At 54.6% G+C, this 8,752-nt stretch carries 11 protein-coding genes; 6 read left to right on the plus strand and 5 right to left on the minus strand.

Annotation, left to right across the window (positions count from 1 at the left end; genetic code table 11):
* Positions 1-4: 4 nt before the first annotated feature.
* Positions 5-214, plus strand: coding sequence for a BcsR/BcsP family cellulose biosynthesis protein (gene bcsR, locus B4N58_RS14095; protein WP_008248101.1), 210 nt, complete (start codon positions 5-7; stop codon positions 212-214).
* A gap of 3 nt (positions 215-217) precedes the next feature.
* Here bcsR and B4N58_RS14100 read toward each other — a convergent pair whose 3' ends face one another.
* Positions 218-1,630 carry a WS/DGAT/MGAT family O-acyltransferase gene (locus tag B4N58_RS14100; protein ID WP_291750444.1) on the minus strand — a complete coding sequence of 471 codons (1,413 nt, stop codon included), beginning with the start codon at positions 1,628-1,630 and terminating at the stop codon, positions 218-220.
* A 98-nt stretch (positions 1,631-1,728) separates the two neighbouring features.
* The gene (locus B4N58_RS14105; protein ID WP_291750445.1) at positions 1,729-2,532 is read right to left on the minus strand and encodes a crotonase/enoyl-CoA hydratase family protein; all 804 of its coding nucleotides are present in this window, start codon (positions 2,530-2,532) and stop codon (positions 1,729-1,731) included.
* A 54-nt stretch (positions 2,533-2,586) separates the two neighbouring features.
* On the opposite strand from B4N58_RS14105, the gene B4N58_RS14110 reads away from it, so the two are divergent.
* From B4N58_RS14110 to B4N58_RS14120, 3 genes are all read left to right on the plus strand, one after another.
* Positions 2,587-3,210 carry a thermonuclease family protein gene (locus tag B4N58_RS14110; protein WP_291750446.1) on the plus strand — a complete coding sequence of 208 codons (624 nt, stop codon included), beginning with the start codon at positions 2,587-2,589 and terminating at the stop codon, positions 3,208-3,210.
* 3 nt (positions 3,211-3,213) lie between these two features.
* Entirely contained in the window at positions 3,214-3,615 is a 402-nt protein-coding gene (locus tag B4N58_RS14115; RefSeq protein ID WP_291750447.1) for an acyl-CoA thioesterase, read from the plus strand.
* A 126-nt stretch (positions 3,616-3,741) separates the two neighbouring features.
* Positions 3,742-4,662, plus strand: coding sequence for a metal-dependent hydrolase (locus B4N58_RS14120; protein ID WP_291750448.1), 921 nt, complete (start codon positions 3,742-3,744; stop codon positions 4,660-4,662).
* Between the two features lie 78 nt (positions 4,663-4,740).
* Here the strand turns inward: B4N58_RS14120 and B4N58_RS14125 are convergent, their stop codons facing one another.
* Entirely contained in the window at positions 4,741-5,898 is a 1,158-nt protein-coding gene (locus B4N58_RS14125; protein ID WP_291750449.1) for an AI-2E family transporter, read from the minus strand.
* Between the two features lie 36 nt (positions 5,899-5,934).
* Positions 5,935-6,846 (minus strand): DMT family transporter, encoded by a 912-nt coding sequence (locus B4N58_RS14130; RefSeq protein ID WP_291750450.1) that lies wholly within the window; start codon positions 6,844-6,846, stop codon positions 5,935-5,937.
* Positions 6,847-6,905: 59 nt separating this feature from the next.
* On the opposite strand from B4N58_RS14130, the gene B4N58_RS14135 reads away from it, so the two are divergent.
* Both B4N58_RS14135 and B4N58_RS14140 read left to right on the plus strand, forming a co-directional pair.
* A complete protein-coding gene (locus B4N58_RS14135) occupies positions 6,906-8,147 on the plus strand; it encodes an NADH:flavin oxidoreductase/NADH oxidase family protein (protein WP_291750451.1) in 1,242 nt (413 codons plus the stop codon).
* Between the two features lie 20 nt (positions 8,148-8,167).
* Positions 8,168-8,497 (plus strand): c-type cytochrome, encoded by a 330-nt coding sequence (locus B4N58_RS14140; RefSeq protein ID WP_291750452.1) that lies wholly within the window; start codon positions 8,168-8,170, stop codon positions 8,495-8,497.
* 3 nt (positions 8,498-8,500) lie between these two features.
* On the opposite strand, the gene B4N58_RS14145 is transcribed toward B4N58_RS14140, so the two are convergent.
* On the minus strand, positions 8,501-8,752 hold a 252-nt coding region (locus tag B4N58_RS14145), incomplete at its 5' end, for a class II aldolase/adducin family protein (RefSeq protein ID WP_291750453.1).

Raw genomic sequence — 8,752 nt, forward strand, 5'->3', positions numbered from 1 at the left:
CGCCATGGCACAATTTGACCCCAACGCGCCACCCGCCTTGTTCATGCCGCCCGCCGACATGGCGCACGACATTTATGCACTCAGTTCCCAGCTTGAGGGTTTTGACCACAATATGTACCAAGACATTCAACAGGACCAGGCTGTGTACGACTCATTTCAGCGCTGGCCCTTCCTGTTTGGTATCGCCATGGCCTCGCGTTTCAGCGAGGACTGACACTCAAGCCGCGTTGCGCTTTTTCAGATTGGCTTTGGCTTCCTTGGCCGCCGCTTCTTCCAGCTCAACCAGGCCGTCTTCCAGAAACTGCAACAGACGCTGCATGGAAGGCATGGTTCTGCGGCACGCCACCAAACCAAACTCCAGCTTGCCAGCATAGCTGTTCAAGGTAATGTTCAAGGCCTGCCCATCCAGCAGCAGTGAAACGGGATATACACCATCTACCTCTGCGCCATTGAAATACAGGGTGTGCTTGGGGCCCGGCACATTTGAAATCACAATGTTGAAGGCCTGCAACTTGGGCGCCAAGCCGGTCAGCATGTTGAAGCCGCTAATGCCCATCATGGTGGCCACGTAGTTCATGATTTCAGTTTGATTCATGCTGGCAAACCGTTCTTTGGAATGGTTCACCGAACGCGCAATGGTCTCAATACGCTCAACAGGGTCTTCGGTGTCGGTGGCCAAATTGGCCAGCAACAGGGCCACATGGTTACCGGTTGCCGTGTCGTCTTTGCGAAGCGACACCGGCACCATGGCCACCAGCGGGCGCGCGGGCAGCGCATTCAGCTCGCTCAAATAGGAACGCAAGGCCGAACCACACATGGCCAGCACCACATCGTTCAGGGTCATGTTCAAACCGTTGGCGCAATTCTTGATCCGCTCCATGGACCAAGATTGGGCTGCCACCCGGCGTGAAGCGGTGATTCGGCGGTTCAACACGCTGCGGGGTGCCTGAATCACCGACACAAAATCAGGATCGGCCACGCTGGTTTGCCACAGGGAGCGCCCCACCTCCTTCACCACCTTGGGCAAACTGAACAGTTGGGTTTTGGCGGTGTCCAGCACCTGGCCCAGCATGGTGACCAACCCTTCCGACGCTTCTGAACGCTGAACCGACCCGCGCAAATTCGGGTTGGCCCACAACGGTGGAATGTCCATGATCTCCGGATTGTCAGCCATGGAACGCTGCAACATTTTCATGCAGGCCACACCATCCACCAGCGCATGGTGCACCTTGGTGTACAAAGCCACACGGCCGTCTTCCAGACCATCGATGACATAGGCTTCCCACAGGGGCTTTGCGCGGTCCAGCGGCGAGGCATGCAGCTTGGAAGTCAGTTCCAGCAATTCGCGAATGCGGCCTGGCTTGGGCAGCGACAAATGAATGAAATGCGCCTCAAGGTCAAACTCGTCGTCTTCCACCCAAAACCACATGCCAAGGCGCGACTTCAAACGCAAGCTGAAAGGCGCCACTGGCTGGGTGTAGGTGCGCATGTCCGCCACAACCTTGTGCACATAATCAATAGTGCTTTGACCCTTGGGCGGTTTCAGCAACACAAGCCCGCCCACATGCATGGGTTGGTTGCGGCGCTCCAGCCACAAGAACAATTGGTCGTTGGGGGTCAAGGCCTTCATGGGAATGTCTCCGGATTATTTTTTATTTTTGAATGATTGGGTACTGCCTGCTTGGTACTTCTCAAGGTGCGCCGCTGGATGCGATACACCCCGGGATTTCAGCGAATTTGTCGTTTCGCAAACGGCATGGTGGGCTGCTTGCTGTTTTTCGCAACTGAAATACGCTGGTTTTTAAAGCCCAACACCCTGCGCTGCCAGCGGCGCTCTTGGGTAAGATGCGCAGCCTCATCGATTCCGAAAATTCGCTGCAACATGAATTTGCTGGCGGCTACAGAATCGGGTGAGCGGGTCAATATTTCCTGCACCAAGGCCTGCACCTTCTCTTCCGGATTTTCAACAACATGGGTCACCAGGCCCAGCTCCTTGGCTTGAAGGCCACTGAGCACTCGGCCTGTCATGGTCAATTCCTTGGCCACATCCACTGGCAGCAGTTCACGCACCAGCGCTGCTCCGCCCATGTCAGGCACCAAGCCCCATTTGGCTTCCAGAATGGACAATTGGGAATCGGGTGTACATACGCGAATGTCTGCGCCCATGGCGTATTGAATACCGGCGCCAAAACAGTTGCCATGAATTTGCGCAATCACGGGTACGCCCAGATCGCGCCAACCCATGCTCCAGGTCTGGAAAATATTGCGCATGGGCAACCACAGATTGGCGTACATAATCAAACCAGTCTTGGGATTGCTCATGACCGACTTCACATCGAGACCGGCACAAAAAGACGGGCCCTCGCCTTTCAAGATGACAGCCCGCAGAGTTTTATGCCTGGCCAGTTGTTGCTGCACCTTGCGCACTTCTTTCAGCATGGGCCAGTCCACACCGTTGTGTTTCTCGGGGCGGTTTAGGGCCACAGTGGCTACGGTGTTGTCGCTGTTGAACTGCAGGTTGACTCTGTCCATGGTACTCTCGGCTGTTTTTTAAAATAGTGGTTTGGCTCGCTAGCCATCTTAACCTTGAACATTCTCAAACCCAATATGATCTTTAAAGTGTTGGCTCTGGTTTTGGCCCTGCTGGGCTATTACATCAGCCCCTACGGCCCAAACATTGGCATTGGTGGCCCGGTTGCCTCTGAAAGTCAAAACCAGCCCGGCTCGGCCACCTCGGGCAGTTTTTACCTGGCCACCGTGACCCGCGTGGCCGATGGTGACACCATCACAGTGCGCAATACAGATGGCGCAATTCACAAAATCCGCATGCACGCCGTGGATGCACCTGAATTGAACCAGGCAGGCGGTGAGCAAGCCAAACGCTGGTTGACCCAGCAGGTACTGAACAAAAATGTGAAAATCGTGGTGAACAACACTGACCGCTACAAGCGCCAGGTGGCCAAAGTGGTAATGCCCTTGGACAATTGCCAGCAGCGTTTGTGTGATGGTGAAACCGACATCAATTTGAAAGCGATTGAAGCCGGGCATGCCTGGTGGTACCGCGAGTTCGCACGCAGCCAAAGCAGCGAAGACCGCGTGCTGTACGAAGCGGCAGAGGACCAAGCCCGCACCACACGCAAAGGCTTGTGGCAACAAACGGCACCGCTTGCTCCTTGGCAGTGGCGCACCGAACAACGCAATCAGAGATAAAACATGAAAGAAATTTACTCCACCACCGTGCCACTGCGCTGGGGCGACATGGACCAGATTGGCCATGTGAACAACACCGTGTATTTCCGGTGTTTCGAACAGGCCCGTGTGGAATGGATCGCCCTGTTTCCGGAGCACATCGACAACAACCCCGCTTATGTTGTAATTGTTCACACCGAATGCAGCTTCCTGAAAGAACTGAAAGCGCCCGGCGTGGTTGAAATCAAGGTGCTGGCGGGTGAAGTGGGCCGCAGCAGCCTGGTGCAAAAATACGAGATGCGCCGCACCGACACACCTGAAGTACTGGTAGCCACCGGCAGCGCCAAAATGGTGTGGGTCAGCCCGGAATCAGGCCGTTCTACGCCCATTCCAGACCGCTTCCTGCGCACCCTGAACCAAGGGTAAACCCGCGGTATTTTCTAGAATGGGTACTCAGGTTTTGCTATTGTGGACACGAAATTTTATTGTTACATTGCGCAATGTCACGGTTGAGCGTGGCAACAACAATAAAACAAGTGTAGGAGTCAAACCATGAAGAACATCATGCCTGTACGCCGCGATGTCAAATTGAATCTGCCTGAAGAGAAGGTATCCAATTGGCATGAGCAAGGTCCCCACGTGACCCATTTCATGAATGCCCTGTCGCTGTTCTTCCCGGCTGGCGAGCGCATGTTCATGGACGCTGTGCGCAACTACCGCGACGACATTACTGATCCCGAATTGAAAAAAGCAGTGGTGGCCTTCATCGGCCAGGAAGCCATGCACAGCCGCGAGCACGTTGAATACAACGAGATGCTGGATCGCGCAGGCCTGCCCGCTTCGCAGCTGGACAATTTCCTGTGGGGCTTTCTGGCCTTCATCAAGAAAACACTGGGCAAGCGCCTGACCCTGGCTGGCACCATTGCGCTGGAACATTACACCGCGTTGATGGCCGACCAATTGCTGCGCAACCCCGATGTGCTGGGCGAAAAATCAGACCCTGCCTACAAGCAAATGTGGATGTGGCACGCCTACGAGGAAACCGAGCACAAAGCGGTGGCCTATGACGTGTGGAACCATGTGCTGCCCGACAACATGCACAACCGGTTTAGTCGCCGCCTGGCCATGGTGCTGGCCACTGCCATTTTCTGGCCGCTTGTCATGACCTTCCATGTGCGTTTGGTGATGGCCGACAAAACCATCAAGGGCGGTCATTTGAAAGGTTTCTGGACTGTCACCAAAATGCTGTGGGGCAAGAAGGTGGGCGTATTGCGCAACCCAGTGGCCAACGGTGAATTCATGGACTATTTCAAGGCCGATTTCCACCCCTGGATGCACGACAACAGCCGCTTCCTGACCGAAATCGACAACTTTGTGGCCACCGTAGAGGATTCAGGCCGCAAACCCAACACTGAGATTGCGAATGCCATTCGTGCCCGCATGAACAGCCAGTTGAAAGCAAACGCAGCTTAAACAAATTTCGTGACAGAAATCCTGAGCTGATCGGCCGGTGGGAGAAGTGAGCAGCCCACCGGTTTTTTTTCGCCTGACTTACCGGGCTTGTCGGTAATAATCGCTTTGTTCGTAATGTGCAAAAGCATGCAGGTAAGCCACCTTGAATATGGCAGCCAGCGGCAGCGCAAGAAAAACACCCACCAAACCAAACACGGCACCAAAAAATGCCAGTGCAAAAATAACGGCCAGTGCAGACAAACCAATTTTGTCGCCCACCACCAGGGGTGTTAATACAAACCCTTCCAGAAACTGACCCACCACAAACACCAACAGCACCAGAACGATTGGCAGGAAACCCTGCAATTCAAGCGCAGCAGTCAACAAGCCCACCAACAACGCCACCGCAAAACCAAGGTAAGGGACCACGCACAGCACCCCAGCCAACATGCCCAAAGCCCAGCCACTTTGCAGCCCCACCACACTCAAACCGATTGAATAGAAAGTGCTTAGAAACAGCATCACAATCATCATGCCCTTGATGTACTCGGTCATGACTGAATCAATTTCACTGAACAATGGCTGCGCCCGCTTCCACAAATGGGGCGGAAACACCTGCTGAAACTGCTTTGTAATTTGAGTCCAGCCGGGAAGAATGAACAAGGTGGCAATCACGGTCAAAGACACAAAACCAGTAATGCCCAACACCGACTGCGAACCCGAGCGCAATATTTTTGTGCTGAGCTCGGCCAGCGTGCCGCGGTTCTCGCTGATGTAAGCCGCAATACGGTCTTTCATCTCGGTGCTGTCCACTGAAATGGTGAGCCCGAACGCCTCATTGAGCCAGGGCAACACGGTGCGCTTCACATTCACAATCAACTGCGGCAAATTGCTTTGAATCAACTCAAGCTGGGTAAGCACCACCGGGATAAACAGCAAACCCACGCTTGAAAAAATCAGCAACAGCGCAAAAAAGGTGAGCACAGCACACACCGGCAAGGGAATGCGCCCACGCAATTTTCCATGCACCCAACGGCTGGGTGCAGCCAACAAGTACGCCAACACAAATGCCGCCACGAAGGGCGCCAGCACTGGCCATAAGTTGATGACCACAGCCAATACCAAGGCAGCACTTAGCAACAAGCCCCAGTGTTGCAGGTAAAACTGTTTGGCCAGGTTTGAAAGGCTGGACGGGTTTTGCACCGCTTGCCCTTCTGGTTTGCTGTTCTCGTCTTTGGGTTTCACGACTTCATTCATTGATTCAATGTCCAGCCAATTTGGATTGAGAAGACCTTAACGCTTAGCGCGCAAAACCAGATACACACCACCCAGCGTCATGACCATGGCCACCAGCAAAGTGGCTGTTACTGCCTCGTTCAGGAAAACAACGCCCGCCAGCGCGGCAATCACCGGCACGCTCAGCTGCACGCTGGCTGCCGAGGTGGTTGGCAATGCGGGCAGAACCTTGTACCACACTGCATAACCAATGCCACTGGCCAGGCAACCCGATGCCAGCGCAAACAACACACCCGCCACTGTGGGGGTTGGCAAATACACCGTGTACAACGCCAAACCACGCTCCACGGTCACACCGGGAATATGTACCCCCGCTTTGGCCGAAAAGTACACAGCCAGCCACACCAACAGCATGAGCAATGCAGCCCTGGAAAAATTACCCGCCGTGTCAGCCAAAGGAGATTTCGAGCCCTTGCCCACCACCGAATACACACCCCAACAGACACCCGCCAAAGCCATGCTTGCCGCAGCCAGCACCGAAGCTGGGGTTTGCAGGTGTGGCCACAACAGCAACACCAAACCCACAGCAGCCACGATCGCACCCAAGGCACGCAAGCCTTTCAATCGATCACCCTGAGTAGCGGCATAGGCAATCATGCTGAGCTGCACACTGGCAAACAAAATCAAGGCACCCGTGCCTGTGCTCATGTACAGGTAGGCCATGGAAAACAGCACTGCGTAACCAAACAAGGCCCAGGCACCTGCCCAACTGCCCTGCTGCCCACCCTTGTTTTGGATGCGCAAACAAAGCCACAGCGTAATGGCTCCACTGATCAGCCGAATGGCAGTGAAGCTGGCCGGATCAATTTGCCCGGCACCCAAGGCCGCGCGACAGAAGAAGGAATTGGCAGCAAACGCGCACATGGCGAAGGCTGTAAAAATTAGTGTGTTGACTTCAATTTTTTTCATGCGTCCACGCTACCATGTGACAACAATAATTTTCAATTTAGAGCCACCGGAGACCCCCTATGCGCATTGAACTTCGCGACCCACTGACTTTGCCTTGTGGCGCCACCGTTCCCAACCGACTGGTGAAAGCCGCCATGAGCGAAGCCTTGGGCACGCGTGACAACCGGGTTACACCTGAAATTGTGCGCGTTTATCAGCGCTGGACAGCCGGTGGCATTGGTTTGAATATAACCGGGAATGTGATGATTGACCGACGCGCACGTGCAGAGCCGGGCAACGTCGTGATTGAAGACGACCGCGACATGCCGCTGTTGCAGCAGTGGGCCAAAGCCGGTCAGGCCAATGGCAGCAAAATCTGGGTGCAAATCAACCACCCCGGCAAACAGTGCCCCAAAGGCATGAACAAGGAAACCGTGTCGCCTTCCGCGGTGCCTTTTCACAAAAGCCTGCAAATGATGTTTGCCACGCCGCGCGAGCTCACCGAGACTGAAATTCTGGACCTGATTGCGCGCTGGGGCCGCACCGCCAAGGTGTGCAAAGACGCTGGCTTTGACGGCGTACAAATTCACGGCGCCCACGGCTATTTGATCAGCCAGTTTTTAAGCCCGCTGAGCAACCAGCGCAACGACCAGTGGGGCGGCAATGCTGAAAACCGCCGTCGTTTCGTGCTGGCCATTTCCGACGAAGTGCGCAAACAGGTGGGGCCCAACTTCCCGGTGGGCATCAAGCTGAATTCCGCTGACTTTCAAAAAGGCGGTTTTTCAGAGGAAGAATCACTGGCCGTGATTCAGGAACTGACCGCACGCGGCATTGACATGATTGAAGTGTCTGGCGGCACCTACGAAGCGCCCGCCATGACAGGCGCAAGCGCAAAACCCAAAAAAGAAAGCACCGTGAAACGCGAAGCCTACTTCATCGACTTCACCGAGAAGGTACGTGCCGTGTGCAAAGTGCCTTTGATGCTGACGGGTGGCTTTCGCACCGTGGGCGGCATGAAAGAAGCATTGAACACAGGTGCTGTTGATTTGATTGGCCTGGCCCGCTCGATTGCCATTGAACCCGATTTGCCCAAACGCCTGTTGGACAACAAAGAAGCCTTGCACCCCGTGAAGCCTTTGATCACCGGTGTTAAAGCCGTGGACCGCACCGGCCTGCTTGAAATTCAGTGGTACACCCGCCAAATTCACCGCATGGGCAAAGGCAAAAACCCTGTCCCGAACGAGAGCGCCCTGAAAGCCCTGTTTTTCTATATTCTGGACAGCAGTTGGGGCTTGTTCAAAGCCCGCAAATTACGAGCGTAATTAGAACAGGGAGTTCAACCATGGTGAAATTCGGCTGCATGTTGGTGTTAAGCCTGAGTGTGTTCAATGCTTTCGCCATGGACGACGCGGCCATTCTTGAACAAGGCCGCAAACTGTTCCAGACTGACGCGGACCCGGCCTGCGCCATTTGCCACACTTTGGCCGATGCGGGCACCAAAGGCAAAATCGGCCCGGTGCTGGATGTGCTCAAGCCCAGCGAAGAACGCGTGCTGAATGCGCTTAAAAACGGCAAAGGGGGCATGCCCCCTTTTGTTGACCATTTGACCGTGGATCAAATGAAAATTCTTGCGAAATATGTTTCCACCGTGACTGGAGGAAACAATCCCTAATCGTCAGTTTTTGTAATCCGGCTGTTCCCGATCCAGCTTGCGCAATAGCGCAGGCCAGGCAATATTGCCACCCAAGCCACGAGTGACTTGTGCTGCAGCGGCTTTAATACCCTCAACAATCGGCTGGGCAATCGGAATCAATTGCGCGCCGCCCGATTGCGCCGCAATTTGAACCTCGCAAGCGCGCTGCAAAATAAACATGTTCAAAAAGGCGTCTGCCACCGTGGCACCACAGGTCAACAAACCATGGTTGCG

It is taken from the genome of Limnobacter sp. UBA3528, assembly GCF_002377005.1.
Classification (GTDB): Bacteria; Pseudomonadota; Gammaproteobacteria; order Burkholderiales; family Burkholderiaceae_B; genus Limnobacter.